A 15,643-nucleotide genomic window follows, 5' to 3' on the forward strand; every position below is an offset into this window, starting at 1 on the left:
CCCCCTAGCCCCCCCTTGTTAAGGGGGGGAGTAAGAGTGAGAGGGGGAGTAAGAATTACAGCGAGAATGCAAAAGCGGTGGAACCGATGGCGGTGAGGCTGTTTGTGTTTATGGCGCAGTATCGCAGTCAGATAGATTTTACCGAAGAGGCGATCGCCTCTGCTAGAAATGGCTGGAATACTATCAACGAAGGCTTGCTTTTTGGACTCCGATATGCCGATAAACTGAGTTGGGATGTTGAGAAAACTGGACAAGATACCAAAGCTGTGCAAGCATTCCAAGCAGCTATGGACAATGATTTCAATACTCCGGCTGCTTTGGCTGTTTTGTTTGAACTGGCTAAGGAATTGGGTAAGGAAAGCAATGTTTTGGTGCATCAAGGCAAAACTGAAACTTCGCCGGAATTGTTGCAGCTTCATTGGCTGACTTTGGTGAGTTTGGCGGGGGTTTTGGGGCTGGAAGTTCAGCCGGAAGCTGACAGCGATGCGGCTGTTGGCGGTTTGAGTGATGCGGAAATTGAGGCGATGATTCAGCAGCGGAAGGATGCCCGGATAGCTAGGGATTTCGCTGAGGGCGATCGCCTTCGCAACGAACTTAAGGATAAAGGAATTACTTTGATTGACCAAAAGGATGGTATCACGATTTGGCATCGCGGTTAAAACTCAATTCACAGTCTGCGGAGGTAGACTTTGTTTGACTTTCTGGCGGTTTTAACCGCCGAATTCTCAACTAATTTCGCGGCTGGCTTCCCAGCTTAAAATAGCCGTTTTTCGCTCCAAACCCCAGCGATAACCGCCCAACTCTCCAGATGCGCGGATGACGCGATGACACGGGATTAGATAGGCGATGGGATTATTTCCCACAGCATTACCCACGGCTCTAGCTGCTGTAGGATTCCCGATGGTTTCGGCAATGGTTTGGTAGGTGGTGATTCCCGCAAATGGGACTCTCAAAAGTGCCCGCCAAACTTGAACCTGAAAATTAGTTCCTTTGACCAGAAGTGCGATCGGTCTTTGAGAGAAAGTAGCTCTATCAAAAATTGTATCGCACAAAGGTTGAGTGATTTGGCGATCGCCAATAACCTCAGCATTTGACCATAAATTCCGCAGCATCTGTTCAGCATTTTGCTCATCGATTCCATCCAAGAAACGCAGATTGCAAATACCACGGCTTGTTGTCGCAATTAGAGCTTTGCCAAAAGGAGTATCGTGAATTCCGTAGACAATTTGCAATCCTGAACCGCCTGTTTTAAACTCACCAGGAGACATGGCTTCGAGATTCACAAACAAGTCATGCAATCTGCCGGGACTAGATAGCCCGATATCTGAAGTTAAATCGAGAAGGCTTTTAGTTTCAGCAATCTTGGACTTGGCATATTCCACTGTCAGATACTGCAAAAACCGCTTGGGGCTAATCCCAGCCCACTGAGTAAACATTCGTTGGAAATGATACTCGCTCAAGCCGATATGCTGTGCTACGGTTACTAAATCGGGCTGATCCAAGTGATTTTGATGCATAAATGCGATCGCCCCAGCAATCCGGTGATAATCTTCCTTGTCATAGATACTCGGACTTTCCATCAAAATCATATCAGCTATTCAAAAAAAGATTTGCATCTTTATTAGTCTACTGATTGTACAAACTTAAAGCCACCCGTTTCTTGCGGTATGTGAATTCTTAGTCGGCGTCCGGCAGACTTCGTTCCTGTAAACGCGATTTCAATCGCCTATTGACTTACATTAGTACAGTTCTAGACAATCTAATGCTGTGTTATCCATAAATTCTTGAATTGTTTCAAATCCAGACCGAAAAATTGCTTCCACACTACTTGTCGGTGCATTACCGCATCGCAGCCAAATCACTTTCGGAGGTGCTCCGTAAAGACGGCTTCGTTCAGCAAAGTCCGCGTCCTGCGTTACAATACAAAAGCCTTGAGCCTTTGCAAACTCCCAAATCTCGCTATCATCTATTTCGGTGAGATTGTGTAACTGAACATGACTAGATTCAGGGAAAATATCGGCAAGTCGAGTTACCAGTTTCCGGCTTAAGTTTTGGTCAAATAGAAGTTTCATAAACAGCAGTTTCAAACGCCACCTACTACAGCAATCAGACAGCGTTCTCGATCGGCGGCGAATTCTAAACACGCTCTAATGTCGAGCTCCGTTAACTCTGGAAAGTCGTCCATAATCTCTGCATGAGACATTCCCGCAGCCAGCCAACCTAACACATCATACACAGTAATTCGCATTCGTCTGATGCAAGGCTTTCCACCGCGTTTACCTGGTTCGATCGTAATGATGTTGCGATAGCTCATGACAAAACCGAGTTTAGTACAATTTTCTTTAAGTTTAGCCTAGTCTTGGAATAAGCGATACAATTTACTAAACTTCGCAATTTGTTCAACCGTATTGGGTCATAGCCTAACTTTATGAATACCCTCGACCAAGAGCTAGAAACTGCTTTGCAACTCTCCTACGAACAGCAGGAAATGCCGATCAAAATCCTGCAAAACCGTCACCGCGAGAGTATCCGCGCCGAAATAGCTGCGGATGCTCAACAAACCTTAGCTGATTTCCGTACAGGAAAATTTCGACAGCAGTCAGCCGAGGATGTTATTTCAACATTACGCCAGTCTTTGGATGATTAAGTGTGTTAGTTATTATGAGATAATAGATCAATAAGTGGATTTAATTCTTATTTAACTTATTCACAAATTCCGCAACAGCACTCACAAATTCTGCGGTAGATTCATAGGGCAGAACATTTCGCCCCGGCATTAATAAACCTTCCGCATTTGGGAAATTAGCTAAATATTGCGCTAATCTTTCCTGCGGTTTTTCCTCCTTTCCAGCTTGGCTGATACTTGACGCTTGTTCTCCCATGACAACGAGTGTAGGTCGATCGAACTTTTGAATCGTGCTACTATAATCCTGGCGCCAAAACCCCGCTAAAAATGAGAAAACCGCGTGGCGGCTGTCAGGATTAGCCGCCCCAGCTTGCAAAGCATCCAACCACTCGCTGTCAACTTTCGCCGCATCGCCAAACAGTTGTTTTCCAGAAAAAGAGCGTAAAAATTCCGCGCGTCTGGCGTATCGGTAAAAAGCGTTTCCCAAGGGAGAATCTAACAAATTCCAGACAATTCTTTGCTGTCTTTCGGTAGAATGTTTGTTCATCACCGCCCAAGCCGGAGGCCCCGCGAGAACTAACCCGCAAATTAAATTTGAGCCGCTTTCCTGCTGCATTTTTGCTAAAGCCAAGGCTACTGATAATAGAGCACCTTGCACCAGGACGATCGCAGGTTTTTTTACTACAGTCTCCAAGAAAAACTGCAACTGTGCCGCCCAATCGTCGGGATAGCAAGCCACAGCGGGCATTTCGCAATCGCCGCAGCCCAAAAGATCGGGATTGTAAATCGGATTGCTGTTACCTGATTTGTACCAACTTTCGCAAAATCTCTGCCAAAAGACTCTTGACAAACCAACTCCAATGGGATGAATTAATAACAAAGGTATGCTATCTTCTGTCGCAGTAGTTGGTTGATAAACATCATAAGCGCAGCGATATTTTTGCCATTCGTAAAACAGCGTTGGTGACTTGATAGACGAAATGGCTGACAAATTTTGAGTTGAATATTGTGGTTGCATATTATTTTTTTGTGCCGATGTTACTTTTTATTATAAAATGAGTAGGGCTGGGTTTTACCCAAAATATATGGGGTAACTCAGAAGATAAATAAACCCGCCCTGTGCCAGGAGATAAGCGCAACTACAGACCTTTATTATTTAATCATGTCTGAACCGCGGATTACAATTTCTATACCTAACTTGCTGCTCATTGTAGCATCGTCCTTGCTGCTAGTGCTGCTGTGGCAATTGCGCAGCCTGCTGGTAATTCTGATGATATCAGTCGTGCTTGCCGCTTCGATCGTCCCGATCGTCAATTGGGCCGAAACCATGCGCGTTCCCCGCTGGCTGGCGGTGATTATGGTTTATTTAACTCTGATCGGCGGATTCAGCGGGACGGTAGTGTTAATTGGGCCAACAGTCATCGAACAAATCGAGTTACTGCTGCGACAGTTACCACTGTACGCCGAAAGTTTGGAAGCCGTAGCAACTAATGTATTGAGTCGCCTCACCGATGACGCCCCAGCCTTGGTGAGTCAGTTGCTGGACACTCAATCGCTGACAAATTGGCTGATTCGATCGAGCCAACAACTGGTTTTGCGATCGTATAGTTTAACTAGAGGCATTCTTGGCGGCTTCTTCAGCTTAGTTTTAGCATTATTTATTTCCGGTTACATGGTAGCCGACAGCGACACCTTAATTAAAAGTTTGGTGCAGTTTTTCCCGAAACCTTGGGACACAAAACTCGCCGCCCAAGCCACACCTATCGGACAAAGAATGGGGAGTTACATTCGCGGGCGGGTGTTAGTTTCGGGGATTTTAGGGATATTTATCACCGCAGGTTTGAGCTTTTTGGGGATGCCGGAGTTTGCTTTGGGCTTGGGTGCGATCGCAGGCGTGACAAATCTGATTCCCTTCATCGGCCCCGTTTTGGGCGCAGTACCCGCCTTAATCGTCGCCTTAGCTAAGGGTGGATGGGTGTTGTTGTGGGTATTGCTGCTGTTTGTATTTATCCAAAACTTAGAAACTTACGTGCTCGATCCTTTGCTGGTTGGTTCCTCGGTTGGGGTGCATCCTTTATATCAATTGCTGTCTGTCTTGGGAGGCGTGCAAGTATTGGGAATTATTGGGGCCGTAATTGTGCCGCCTTGGTTTGCGGGAGTAGCTGCTTTGATTGAAAACTTGTATTTAAAACCGAAGCTGAGAAGCGAATATCGAGAGACAATCAATCAAGCTAAAAATAATTCTGACTTACCGCCTTTGACACCTTCGGCTTCAACAGTTGACAGTTGACAGTTGACAGTTGACAGTTGACAGCTTGTAGTTGTAGGGTGTGGATCCTGCGATAAATTCCTAACTCAATACCGAGAATCTCAGGGCGACGCACGTGATACGACTCATTAAAATTATTTCCACAAACACCAAACTCGTTAAAGCCTGATTTCCTCAAATAATCTATCGGGTGCGTCGCCCTGAGTTTATTGGTCAATTTTAAAGATGGTTGGCGGCGACACACCCTACAAATAATGTTGCATGATTTTTCCTAAAATTCGGCACAGTGAATTCAAAATACTAGACAAAATTGCCACAGCCACAAACTATCTTGAAATTATCTGCGTTCATCTGTGTTAATCTGCCTTAAATCTGCGGTTGCTCTATCAATCCTAAGTCTAGTATCTACAAGCCCAATGACTACTGACTACTGACCAATGACTAAGGACTAATTGCTACTTCAATGCGGCGGTTGCGCTGCCGGTTGATCTCAGAACTATTATCTACCAAAGGGCGGCTTTCTCCGTAGCCGATCGCCACCCAATGATACTTCTGACCGAGCACACCAGACAAATACTGCACCACAGCCTGAGCCCGCGCAAACGAGAAATTGCGATTGTCCGCCTCTTGCCCCGCATCGTCGGTGTGGCCGGCAACCCGCACCGTCGCGCCCTCGTCATTGCGCAACTCGGCGACTAAATTGTCCAAAATTGTATTAGTTCCCGCCCGTAGAGAAATGCTACCAGTATCAAACAAAACATCGCTGGGGAGAGTTACCATCAGCCCATCCCTTGCAAAAAGCGAATTTTTGGCATTCTGCGGTTGCGCGTTGGCCTTCGATGGGCTCAGTGCGGGTAAAGCTAGACCAGAAGCGGTTGCGGTTGCGGCCAATTCCTGCGACATCAACTCCAACCGCTTTTCTAAGGTTTCCGTCGGGCGACTCGTGCCCAACTGACTCTCTAAAGCCGCTGTGCGCCCAATTAGTGCGTTGAGTTCGCCCTGCAACTTTCTCAAATCTCCCTGCAATTTCTCTCTCTGAGCAGGATTGACTTTGGACTGGGGTGTTGGTGTAGCGGTTGGTGCCGGGAGTGCGGGAGTTTGCGTTGCTGGCGCGCTTGGGGGGCTGGAGGTCAAATTTTGAGTTAGGCGCAGCAATCTCTCGGCGATCGGCATCTCCGTGGCAGGTGAAGGATAAATTTGGGCGATCGCCATCCCCAACACCCACGCAAAACCGCTGCCTACTCCCAGCAACAGCAGTCTAAAGATTAGCGACAGTAAAAACAAACCTTTTCCCCGCGACTTAGAGGCGCGAGTCGGGGGGATTGAAGGTTTTTCCTTAGAATATCGCGTCATGCTTCCTCCCTCTCGGTACACATACCAGATTAATTTCGATACTATCCTATATATCCAATTTTAGATTTTGGATTTGAGATTTGAGATTGGAGGACAAATCTCAAATCTGAAAAATTAACCTGGTTTCTACAAATCTGGGGTTTGGCTGCGCAGCATTTCCGACAAAAACCCGATTGCTAGTCTCCTGCGTGTAAGCCTGAATCTGTTAGATAATACTGTAGAACTTTTGAAAAAAAAACGATGGCTGACCCTTTAAATAGCCCCTATCCCGTTCCTTGGGAATGGATTAATGATACTCACGCTAAGGTGAGTTCAACTGCCGGCACCGGCCTCCGCTACTATCGGAGTCCTTCCCTAGTTTCAACTAACGGCCAATATGCGGCTTACAGTCGAATTGAGTTGCAAGTGCAGCCGGAATTGGCGCGGTGTCGGGTTAGCAGCGTCATGTTTGTGGAAAATCTCAAAACTGGGGAACTGCAAACAGTGGCGGCTGCTTCGCCGTTGGCCGAAAGCGGAATGTATGCTAGCGATGACACAGATCTGTCTGGGACGATCGCGATTTTAGTGCCTGTTGCTTGGAATCAAGACGGTTCCCGCGTTCTCGCCCGCGAATTTGAAGCCTTGTTCAACTCTTCCGATATGTCCGACTACGCGGTCATTTGGGATAAAAATGATAATTATACTTATACCGTTGCTCCGGCTCGCAGTCTTTACACCCATGCTGTATTGTTGGGTTGGAGTCAAGTTTGTCCGGGACAAGTTCTGTTCCGTGCAGGCCATTTGGGCGATCGATCTTGGCCTCTTTGTGCAGTCGATATGACTGGCAAAACCAGCGCCCTCAGCGAAGACAAACCCCTAATTTTCGGCACTCAAGCCAGCACAGACTGGATCGAACCTAAAACTCGTTTTTAGACATTATGGCGGCACATTCTTCGATCTGGCCCACAATTATTTTACTTACAGGTCAGTCTTTAGAGCAATTTCTTTTGACTCTGGGGCTGACAGCTTTAGCTGTGATTTTTGGTCTAACAGCTTTTATTTTTGTTCGGGTTTTTGTCAATTGGTTGCAGGATAAGCTGGAGGAAAACCGCCATTATTTAAAACTAAAATCTAAAAAAAATGCTCGCCGTCTAGATACCAATATTAAGGAACCTGAAAACGTTTTTTTAGAGCCGCAGTTCCTAGAAAGTGATGCAAATTATACGGCGACTATTTTTGCCACAAAAAGCGAGATTTCAGAACCGATTGAACCAGAGATAGTCTGCGAAAATGCAGCAGCAGTTGCCCATCTCTACAAGCCGATCGCTCTTTGGCACGGGCGCTTGATTTTGCCAAATAGCGAACAGCGCCAGCCCTACGGTACAGTGTTTTTTGAAGTAATCAATGCCCCTAAAAAATATCAAAATTTTATTGGCAAAACAGCATTTTTACAGTGGAGTACAAATCGCCAAGTTCAGTTTTTTGTTCACGCCGTCAGTCAAGATATTAACTTCACAAAAAAAACTAAAAAAAGTCAAAAATCTGGCAACATTCATCCAGTTAGATTGAACGGCTGGCGAAATGTCGGCCCTTTAGAAACCCTAGCAGGTAGCAGACGCGAAGACAGCCTGACTGTGATGCTGCGCAGACCGGTGATTGCCATCAACCACAGCAGCAACGACAGACAGGAACTAATTATCGATCGCGAACCAGTACAAATTATCGGACGTTTGTGCGCCTTAGTCTCAATTTTACAGCGCCCAGAACCCGACAGCGACAAATTTATTGTCCGGCATTTCAGCAAAACATCCCAACAATTTGACGGCGCCGTCGAAATCATTCGGATTCCGCAAGTACAGCCGGACAAAAATGGCATAGCCAGGTCTACCAATCACCAAATCGAACAATCGCCATTAAATCCAGACGGCTGGTACATTTACGGCGAAACAGACGAAGATAATATTTTTGTTGTCCAGGCCATCGAACCCCGCAAAATTGCCCAATTAATACCAGATGAAACACATTTCGGGCTGAAAAAATCTCTCGCTTATTTAAAAGATGACAACTGGTTAAATACCGCCGCCCAAAAAGGACAAGCAAAAAGAGTATTGTTGGCGCCAAATGATGCTAAAGAAAACGATTTAATCTCCCCTTGGAAAGAAGGAGATACTGGGATCGTGATTCACAGTTTCGGTGGTATTGGCGGCAAAAAACGCGAAGCAGCACCGCTGGGAATTGTCACCGGACATTTTGCTTTTGGAGTAGCAAAAGTTGTGCGCGATCGCTTTACTAGCGAACTGCGTTTTGATATAGAATACAAACAAGTTTACGCGCACAATCCCGATGGAATTGTGGCCGGTTCGAGCAAATGGCAAAGTTACATGGGAGATTTGCAGCGCGGCTGGTTGGGCGATCGCCCGGTGTGCGATATCATCTGTAAATTAGACTGCGTGTGTTGCGACTACGATTTTGACGGCATCATCTTGTCGCCTTTAACCGAATTAAACCAGCAACTAGACATCATGATGGCGCGCTACCGCAGCGGAGACGGCACCGGCGCCAGCTTAGTCACGCCAGCAACTTCTTGCGTCCAAGATTCCAGTCAGGCAATTTACGCAACAATTAAAAAAATCACTGCGGAAATCGAGTCAAATCCTCAGATTCAAGACTGGCTAAAAACCAATCCCGCCGCCGCACAAAGCCAAAGATTTCAGGAATTAGTAGCCTTAGCCCAGAGTTTAGAAAAAGTCTTAATTCCCCTCGGCGTTGTCCGTCCAGATTGGCGCAAAAATTCGAGATTGGCGGGCATTGATTCGGAGATCAAAAAAAGCTTGTTTGCTGGGATCGCAAACTTAATCAAAGCTGCTATTAGTTACCGCACAATGTTGCCGAGGCGCACTCAAGATGAAATTGCCAAAATCCTTTTAAAACAGGGGGCATTTTTGTGGATAATTCGCACAAATCAAGTCGGGGGATGCGATCGAGACATTGAGCCGATCGCACCCACAGCACTTTAAGATCGGAGGTACGCTTGAAACAGCGCCTACAAAAACGAAGTCCCTCTCTAAGAGACTGAAGATGATTAAAATATCCGGCGATTTTAACCTCCCACTCTTCAACCCGCGGAGGCGGGTTTTGTCTGTGTAGACGCGGTTTATAACCGCCCGGTTTTCAACGAACCGCTTCAACGAACCGCTTCAACGAACCGCTTTTACGAACCGCTTCAACGAACCGCTTTTACGAACCGCTTCAACGAACCGCTTCAACGAACCGCTTCAACGAACCGCTTTTACGAACCGCTTTTACGAACCGCTTTTACGAACCGCTTTTACGAACCTTTTACGAACCGCTTCAACGAACCGCTTTTACGAACCGCTTCAACGAACCCTTTACCAAGGAGTGACAGCCACAGTGCCGCCCGGTGCAATAACTACTCGGAAATCAGCCAGCGGTTCCTCAGGCGGCCTGGTACCAATCGGTTTGTAAAGTAACTCCGACAACGGGGTATCGGTCGATCGATCTGCTGCTGCGGAATTCTCCGACTTGTAACCGACAATCGCCCCGTCTTTAGCCACGCTGACGCGATAAACCAACTCCGCAGCCACTGCCGGCTTATTCTTCAAAACTCCGTCAATTTCCTGAGAAAGTTTGCCCTTCAACAGATCGATTTGGGCCGGATCGCTAATCGGCACGACCGCAGCCCCAGGGGTTGCCAAAGCTTCGGAAACAGGACTCGGGCTGACCTCCGGCAAAATGTTCGACTGCGGCGTGGCCGAGGGGGTGCTTTCGGGCGAAGTGTTCGACTGCGGTGTTACCAGCGGCGAAGCAGGCGAAGCCTCCGCAGTTGGCGAAGCGCTCGGAGTTGGCGAACTCGATTCAATCGCTTTCGGAGTTTTATACACCGGTAGCAAACCGTCAGCCGCAGGCGTGGGATTGGGATTTGGCGAACCCGATCCGCGCGGATTCGGCGTGCCGAGATTTTGGCCTGCTGGGTTGGGCTGCGGCACTGGATCTCTGGGGCGCTGGACTTCTGGGACTGGTACCAAGAAAAACGCCATCGCCGCCAAAGCCAAACTCGACACCCCCACCACCGCAGGCAAACTCCGCTTTGCTAACGGTTCGGCAGACTTGATATAACGCTTGGAAATTGGGGTTAATTGCAGTGACAATTCCGGCAGCGTTTGCGTGTCAGCAAAAAATTGATCGATCGCCTCTACCAAGTCAAATAGCTGTACATTCGTCAAATCTACCTGTGCCGACAGTTCTGTTTTTTGATCGATTTGGGTAGCGCTGGCTGCTTCGGCGGGTAGAACGGTCAAACGGTGGGAATTCCCGTCAATTCTGTGCAACTGCACCATACCCAAATTTGGGCCGTAGCGATCGGGATAATGCACTCCGCTCATAAATTCTTGAGCGTAGCTGCTGACAGCCCTCACCAAGCTTTCAAAAAACTCTCGTCCCCCCGTCAGGGGTTCGCCCATACCTGTGACATAGCATTCAACGCTCATTAATATCGAAAGCACTGGCCGTATATCTAATTGGCTGGCTGCCGATCCATCGCTCAACCCTTCTAGAACTAGGGTGCAATTTGGCAGACTGTACTGACGCCTAATAGTCATTTTTATTCAATTTCTCCATCAAACAGGCTAACCCAGAAGCGCTGCATTCCGGCTGTGCCTGTACAAAATAGCAGTTTGCTCAACAAGTTCAAAGCTAGTTCGTTGAGCTTGTCATCGGAATTGTAAGCTGCAACTACCGATCGCTTCGGGTTCATGCGCGATCGAAAGTGAGCTCGAAAACGTTCTAAATACTCGGCAAGCTGTAAGTTCTCGCTTAGAGGGAGATTTCTCGATCGCAACTGTTGAGAATCTAGCAGCAACTGTCGAATTGTCGCGGTTAGCTTGCGCGCCATATTGCAGGCGATCGCCACCAGCGCTTTTGCCTCCACAACAGTCAGGGAGCGGCGCTGGGTGTAGCGTCTCAGCGGGTTAGTATTGCGAATCAGCCAAAGAACCACCCGATTTTTGATAATTGACTCCAATTCCAGCTCCTTTGAGACTGCCAGCATTTCTTCCGCACCTCCGAGATACAATGCCTCGATCGCCAGCAACATCAAGTCTATTTGCAATCTAGCCCGGCGCGGACACCCTCCATCGTTCGACGACAAATCTGGCAAACTGTCTAAAATCAAGGGGTTTGAGTCGGTAAGCGAAGTTTCTGACGGCATTAAAATCACGGCAACATCCATTTCAACACACTATACGGACACGCGGGGTCTCAGGCATGACAAATTCTGAACCGGAGACTCCTCTGAGATACTTTATTTCTATCGCTCAGTTCTATATTCTGACTTTAATTTAGCAGCTAGTGGCTTAAGTGTGACCATAAAGAGCGATCGTTCTTCAGAGAGTGGCTGGAGCCTACAGCGGTTTGCTAGTGTGTCAGGTACGATCGGGAAGCAGACGTAGGAGTAAGACTAATGATGGCAACTATTTTTCCGTTTCGGACTGTGTTGGTACAAATTTTAGTTTTGTTTTTGGCGATCGCGATCGAATCGTGGTTTCTGCAAAAACTACTGAAACTCGACCCCAAAACCAGCGTTGAATATGCAGCCATCCTCAATCTCTGGTGCAATTGCATGGGTTGGCTAGTTTTTTTTGGCTTTGAAAGCGTTCTTTCCAAAAATCTGCGGGAACGACTGATCGATTATGTTTTATTGGGGGGCGAGCCCGATGTTTACGCGATTTTAACTGCGATCGCCGCCTGCATATTTGCAGTGACTTTGATCGCCAAGTGGCAAGCATTAGAATTGTTAGACAGCTTGGCGGGCAGGAATAAAAAAGCTGCTATATCACCTGAGTTCAAACGGTCGTTTTCCCTCACCCGCCGTCCTCCCACCAAAAAGTTTTTTAAAGTAAGTACCCAATTTGGGGCAATTTTTATCTCCCACACTGTGAGCAACTGCCTGATTTTAACCGTGTTGTTTTTCCAAAACCTCAATTAAAATCAACACCTTTAATGTTGTTCCTTCTTCTGAATTTTTGCCGTCGATACTCTTTGAGCCGTAAAATCACTAGCCGCCGCCCGATTTCTCAAACTAATTTTTCCCTTAAGGCTGTCTTTCTCTATAATTCCTCGCAGTTTAACAAAACTGTTTTGACCCCTTACTGGGGAGCCACTGCAATCTGCCAAATTAGGAACCGCACCCGACAAGCTCAACCCTTGATTTTCCCACTTGCCAAGTAGAGAAGGTTTTTCCTCTGTTTTTTCGCTATCGCCCTCGCTGCTCCCCGATCGCAAATTACCGCTCAAATAAACACCCGATTGCTCGATTGTCAAGACCAAGGAATCAGATTTCAGACATGGGGGCAAACTTTTCGCATCGAAGCGATAACTTCCCGCAATTGCCGGAGCCGCCTTTAAATTTGTTTCGCCGTAAGCAGTTACCACTTTAAACAGCAGCGAAACCGAGCCGATCGCAATCCCGTAAAATGCCAGGGATTTAAAGCTTAAATGATTCATAATCTTGGGAATGGGGAATGGGGCTTTGGTAATGGGGCTTTGGTAATGGGCAATTGGCAATTGGGCATAGGGCATAGGGCATAGGGCATTGGGCATTGGGCATTGATACCAACTCACAAATAACCAATAACCAATAACTAATAACAACAGTCAACACTCAACAGTCAACAGTCAACAGTCAACAGTCAACAGTCAACAGTCAACAGCCAACAGCCAACAGTCAACTGCCAACTGTCAACTGCCAACTGCCAACTGTCACAGGTCAACTCTCAACAAGTACCGAAGCCAAGTGCGATCGCACTTTCACGTAACAGCGCGCAATCAGCAGCGAAGAATGACACTGCACCGCCAATTCATCAGTATACTGTCCCAAAGTTTGGCGTTCAATTCCCCACTCCCGACTCGTACCCGCGATCGTCAAATCAGCATTAGCAGAAGCCGCAATCACGGCTTGAATCGGCTCAGCAGCCTCCACAATCGGAGTTTCAATGCGCGATCGCACCTCCACAGGCAACTGCTCCATCACTCGCTGAAACTCGTAACTCAGCTCATTTCCCTCAATCCCGTCAACCGCCACCCGCAGCACCGTCAAACGGCGTTCCTCGCTATTAACCAACAGTCTCAGTGCCAATTCCAACCCCAAATCATCGTGAATATTTGCCGCATAAGGCACTAACAAATTATTCAACCGTTCCCGACCTCTGTCAACAAAAATTGCTACATCCACCTTAGCGTTGCTGAGAATTTGGCCGACGCGCCCTCCCAAACGGTTGCTGGCAAAAGTAGGCCTGTGCCATCCTACCAAAATCAAATCCGCGCGATCGAGTTCCGCAATTTGCGCCGTTTCCCGCGCCACATCCTTAGTAACCCGAATGATTGGGTGCACGAATTTTTTCGCATCCGGCAATTCCAAACTGTCTATCAATTCTGATAATTTCGAGCGACGTTCTTGAATAATGCGATCGGCTTCTGTCGGCGTACTTTCAAAACCATAATTTTCATTTAATTCGATCAAACTTAGAGGATGAACCGCCGCCGACTGCAAATCGCTACCGCCTGTATCCGCAGCAGGCTGTGCCAGGGCGATCGCCAGTTGCAGCAAACCTTTCTGCGTGCTGGGATTAGCAACCGGGACTAAAATTCGATACTTGGGCAGCAATTCCCTATTAATTTCTGCGCTTTCTTCACCCCTTGGCGAATCTTTTAATTCAGAATCATCCTCCGAACTTACTTCTGAGATATCTAACCGAATCAGCTTTTTCGGATAAGTCCACTCCAACAGTGGCGAAGTCATAAAAGTTGTCACCAAAGCCATAATGACTAACATCGTAAATAGCAGCGGCGAAATTACCCCCAGAGAAAGACCGATATTCAGCACAATTAGTTCAGTCAAGCCGCGAGTATTCATCATCCAACCCAGCGCCGAAGCTTCGCGGTTGCTAATGCCGCAGACTCGGGCAGCAACGTAAGTGCCGACGTATTTGCCAATAATTGCTACTCCCAAAACTGCGGCGCACAGCAGCCACAATTCGGGACTGTTGAGCAAGCCGATTTGAGTGCGCAAACCGCTGTAAGCAAAAAATATAGGCAGCAGAAATATTAGGACAAAATCTTCGGTTTTTTCAGCTAATTCTCTGGTAAGTCCGGCATTTTTTGGCATGGCAGCACCCAGCAAAAATGCACCGAAAATCAAGTGAATGCCGATCCATTCAGTAATTAAAGCTGATGCTACAACTCCCATGTAAATGCCGGATAGCACTAATTGAGATAACCGACCGGTGCGGTTGTAGTGCTTGGAAAGCCGCTGCAAAAACCAGCGAACTACAGTCAGCATGAAACCAATGTAAATTATAGATTCAAAAATAGTCGGCAAAGCCCCAACCATCGAGTTAGTGCGCGTAACTGCGATCGCCACCGCTAACAAACACCATGCCGTCACATCGTCTACCGCAGCGCAAGTCAGGGCCAGCGTCCCCAATTTTGTATTCTGCAAGTTGTGCTCTGTAATAATTCTTGCCAGCACCGGAAAGGCAGTAATTGACATCGCAGCACCCAAAAATAGGGCAAATGCTGTAAAGGAAACACTGTTATTTGAAACGATCGGGTACAGCAGCAACGCTAGCAAGCTTCCCAAGGAAAACGGTACTAAAATGCTGACATGGGAAGTTAAAATCGCTATATCTAAATTGTTTTTGAGATACTTCGGATTCAGTTCTAAACCAATCAAGAACATGAAAAATATTAGCCCTACCTCTGATAACACGTTGAGGAAAGGAACTGCTTCTGCTGGAAAAAGTGCTGTTCCTAAATCTGGTGCAACCAAACCGAGGAGAGAAGGCCCGAGCATAATTCCTGCTACAATTTCTCCAATAACTTGAGGTTGTTTGATAGCTCGAAATGCTAAACCCACAAGTCGGGAAAGTGCGATGACAATTAGAACTTCAAGCAGGACGAGAATGGGGATGGGCATGGCGTTTTTAGCTTTAGGTTTTTTGCGGATCGAGAGGATACGGCATTCAGTTGACCGCTTGACAGTTGACCTGGGACAGCTTACCCGAAAAGCAAGCGAGAAGGGATGAGGGCGACCTCTACTTGGAAGTCCGAGGATTGGAGTAATGAATAGTCTTTTTTTAATTTATCCCTAGAAGTGTTGCGGCTTTAAACTAATTTTTTCTGGTCAAGCCGGCAGAATTGCCGATCGAACAAAATGGATAAAAGCTCGATCGAACGAAAGAAGGCACAAGACACGCAGCCTCAACGCCATTGTCTCACAAGCTCACAAAAGCTTTTGCAACCTCGAACCTGGATTTTTGGTTTTTTAAGATGCGGTTGCTAGTAACTGCTATACAAATCCTAGACAAGTCTAGACATTTGCTTCTTACTTCATCGGGAGC

General features: G+C 47.1%; 15 protein-coding genes. 6 read left to right on the forward strand and 9 right to left on the reverse strand.

Annotated features, from left to right (window positions below):
• Nucleotides 1-86 precede the first annotated feature (86 nt).
• Nucleotides 87-659: a DALR domain-containing protein gene (locus QT974_RS16985; RefSeq protein ID WP_333469631.1), complete on the forward strand. Its 573-nt coding sequence runs from the start codon at nt 87-89 to the stop codon at nt 657-659.
• 66 nt (nt 660-725) lie between these two features.
• Here the strand turns inward: QT974_RS16985 and QT974_RS16990 are convergent, their stop codons facing one another.
• From QT974_RS16990 to QT974_RS17000, 3 genes are all read right to left on the reverse strand, one after another.
• Entirely contained in the window at nt 726-1,589 is an 864-nt protein-coding gene (locus QT974_RS16990) for a methylated-DNA--[protein]-cysteine S-methyltransferase (protein ID WP_333469617.1), read from the reverse strand.
• Nucleotides 1,590-1,739: 150 nt separating this feature from the next.
• Entirely contained in the window at nt 1,740-2,072 is a 333-nt protein-coding gene (locus tag QT974_RS16995) for a DUF5615 family PIN-like protein (RefSeq protein WP_333469618.1), read from the reverse strand.
• 11 nt (nt 2,073-2,083) lie between these two features.
• Nucleotides 2,084-2,314 (reverse strand): DUF433 domain-containing protein, encoded by a 231-nt coding sequence (locus QT974_RS17000; protein ID WP_333469619.1) that lies wholly within the window; start codon nt 2,312-2,314, stop codon nt 2,084-2,086.
• Between the two features lie 114 nt (nt 2,315-2,428).
• On the opposite strand from QT974_RS17000, the gene QT974_RS17005 reads away from it, so the two are divergent.
• Nucleotides 2,429-2,647, forward strand: a complete 219-nt coding sequence (locus tag QT974_RS17005; protein WP_333469620.1) for a hypothetical protein — start codon at nt 2,429-2,431, stop codon at nt 2,645-2,647.
• 40 nt (nt 2,648-2,687) lie between these two features.
• On the opposite strand, the gene QT974_RS17010 is transcribed toward QT974_RS17005, so the two are convergent.
• Nucleotides 2,688-3,644 carry an alpha/beta fold hydrolase gene (locus tag QT974_RS17010; protein ID WP_333469621.1) on the reverse strand — a complete coding sequence of 319 codons (957 nt, stop codon included), beginning with the start codon at nt 3,642-3,644 and terminating at the stop codon, nt 2,688-2,690.
• Nucleotides 3,645-3,788: 144 nt separating this feature from the next.
• Here QT974_RS17010 and QT974_RS17015 point away from each other — a divergent pair, with 144 nt between their 5' ends.
• Entirely contained in the window at nt 3,789-4,916 is a 1,128-nt protein-coding gene (locus QT974_RS17015) for an AI-2E family transporter (protein WP_333469622.1), read from the forward strand.
• Nucleotides 4,917-5,336: 420 nt separating this feature from the next.
• On the opposite strand, the gene QT974_RS17020 is transcribed toward QT974_RS17015, so the two are convergent.
• Nucleotides 5,337-6,248, reverse strand: a complete 912-nt coding sequence (locus QT974_RS17020; RefSeq protein ID WP_333469623.1) for an OmpA family protein — start codon at nt 6,246-6,248, stop codon at nt 5,337-5,339.
• A 240-nt stretch (nt 6,249-6,488) separates the two neighbouring features.
• Between QT974_RS17020 and QT974_RS17025 the strand changes: the two genes are divergently transcribed.
• Both QT974_RS17025 and QT974_RS17030 read left to right on the forward strand, forming a co-directional pair.
• Nucleotides 6,489-7,160 carry a hypothetical protein gene (locus QT974_RS17025; RefSeq protein ID WP_333469624.1) on the forward strand — a complete coding sequence of 224 codons (672 nt, stop codon included), beginning with the start codon at nt 6,489-6,491 and terminating at the stop codon, nt 7,158-7,160.
• Between the two features lie 5 nt (nt 7,161-7,165).
• Complete coding sequence (locus tag QT974_RS17030) at nt 7,166-9,244, forward strand: abortive infection protein (RefSeq protein WP_333469625.1); 2,079 nt, start codon at nt 7,166-7,168, stop codon at nt 9,242-9,244.
• A 372-nt stretch (nt 9,245-9,616) separates the two neighbouring features.
• Here QT974_RS17030 and QT974_RS17035 read toward each other — a convergent pair whose 3' ends face one another.
• Together QT974_RS17035 and QT974_RS17040 are read right to left on the reverse strand one after the other, a co-directional pair.
• Nucleotides 9,617-10,846 (reverse strand): DUF4335 domain-containing protein, encoded by a 1,230-nt coding sequence (locus QT974_RS17035; RefSeq protein ID WP_333469626.1) that lies wholly within the window; start codon nt 10,844-10,846, stop codon nt 9,617-9,619.
• A gap of 2 nt (nt 10,847-10,848) precedes the next feature.
• A complete protein-coding gene (locus QT974_RS17040) occupies nt 10,849-11,475 on the reverse strand; it encodes a DUF3038 domain-containing protein (RefSeq protein ID WP_333469627.1) in 627 nt (208 codons plus the stop codon).
• 231 nt (nt 11,476-11,706) lie between these two features.
• Between QT974_RS17040 and fraC the strand changes: the two genes are divergently transcribed.
• Entirely contained in the window at nt 11,707-12,231 is a 525-nt protein-coding gene (gene fraC / locus QT974_RS17045) for a filament integrity protein FraC (protein WP_333469628.1), read from the forward strand.
• An 11-nt stretch (nt 12,232-12,242) separates the two neighbouring features.
• Here the strand turns inward: fraC and QT974_RS17050 are convergent, their stop codons facing one another.
• Complete coding sequence (locus tag QT974_RS17050; RefSeq protein WP_333469629.1) at nt 12,243-12,824, reverse strand: hypothetical protein; 582 nt, start codon at nt 12,822-12,824, stop codon at nt 12,243-12,245.
• Nucleotides 12,825-13,011: 187 nt separating this feature from the next.
• The gene (locus QT974_RS17055) at nt 13,012-15,219 is read right to left on the reverse strand and encodes a cation:proton antiporter (RefSeq protein WP_333469630.1); all 2,208 of its coding nucleotides are present in this window, start codon (nt 15,217-15,219) and stop codon (nt 13,012-13,014) included.
• Nucleotides 15,220-15,643 lie beyond the last annotated feature (424 nt).

This window comes from Microcoleus sp. BM001215392 (assembly GCF_036700185.1).
GTDB lineage: Bacteria > Cyanobacteriota > Cyanobacteriia > Cyanobacteriales > Microcoleaceae > Microcoleus.